Source organism: Pseudoroseomonas ludipueritiae (assembly GCF_014490445.1).
GTDB lineage: Bacteria > Pseudomonadota > Alphaproteobacteria > Acetobacterales > Acetobacteraceae > Pseudoroseomonas > Pseudoroseomonas ludipueritiae.
Genome location: NZ_JACTUZ010000340.1, coordinates 1 through 1,254, shown reverse-complemented (window position 1 = coordinate 1,254; position 1,254 = coordinate 1). Strand labels below are relative to the sequence as shown.

General features: G+C 56.2%; 1 rRNA gene. It reads left to right on the top strand.

The annotated features are described in order from the left end of the window. A 23S ribosomal RNA gene (locus tag IBL25_RS26200) occupies positions 1 to 1,254 on the top strand; the annotation flags it as partial.

Genomic DNA, 1,254 nt, shown 5'->3' with positions numbered 1-1,254 from the left:
CCCCTCCTTTATGGAGATCCCTGGCTGAATTCATAGGCCATGGAGGCGAACCCGGTGAACTGAAACATCTCAGTAGCCGGAGGAAAAGACATCAACAGAGATTCCCCGAGTAGTGGCGAGCGAAAGGGGACCAGGCCAGTGGCCTGTGTGTGTTCAGCTGAAGAACCTGGAAAGGTTTGCCACAGTGGGTGATAGCCCCGTAGGCGAAAGGCACACATGGGTTCTTGAGTAGGGCGGGGCACGTGAAACCCTGTCTGAACGTAGGGGGACCACCCTCTAAGCCTAAATACTCCTTGGTGACCGATAGTGCACAAGTACCGTGAGGGAAAGGTGAAAAGCACCCCGACAAGGGGAGTGAAAGAGACCTGAAACCGAGCGCCTACAAGCAGTCGGAGCCCGCAAGGGTGACGGCGTACCTTTTGTATAATGGGTCCGCGAGTTTCTGTTTGCAGCAAGCTTAAGCCGTTAGGTGTAGGCGCAGCGAAAGCGAGTCCGAACAGGGCGCTGAGTTGCTGGCAGAAGACCCGAAACCGAGTGATCTAGCCATGGCCAGGCTGAAGGTGGGGTAACACCCACTGGAGGGCCGAACCCACGCCTGTTGAAAAAGTCGGGGATGAGCTGTGGCTAGGGGTGAAAGGCCAATCAAACTCGGAAATAGCTGGTTCTCCGCGAAATCTATTGAGGTAGATCGTCGTTCGATTACCGCCGGAGGTAGAGCACCGGAAGGGCTAGGGGGACCCAAAGTCCTACCAAACCCTACCGAACTCCGAATGCCGGTGAGTACAGGGCGGCAGACAGACAGTGGGTGCTAAGGTCCATTGTCGAGAGGGAAACAGCCCAGACCACCAGCTAAGGCCCCCAAATCGTGGCTAAGTGGGAAAGCATGTGAGACGGCCAAAACAACCAGGAGGTTGGCTTAGAAGCAGCCATCCTTTAAAGAAAGCGTAATAGCTCACTGGTCTAATAGCTGTTTTGCGGCGAAAATGTAACGGGGCTCAAGCCACGTGCCGAAGCTGTGGATGCGTTAGCAATAACGCGTGGTAGCGGAGCGTTCCGTAAGCCTGCGAAGGGAGACCCGTGAGGGCTCCTGGAGGTATCGGAAGTGCGAATGCGGACATGAGTAGCGACAAAGAGGGTGAGAACCCCTCTCGCCGAAAGTCCAAGGGTTCCTGCGCAAGGCCAATCCGCGCAGGGTGAGCCGGTCCCTAAGGCGAGGGCGACAGCCGTAGCCGATGGAAATCAGGTGAATATTCC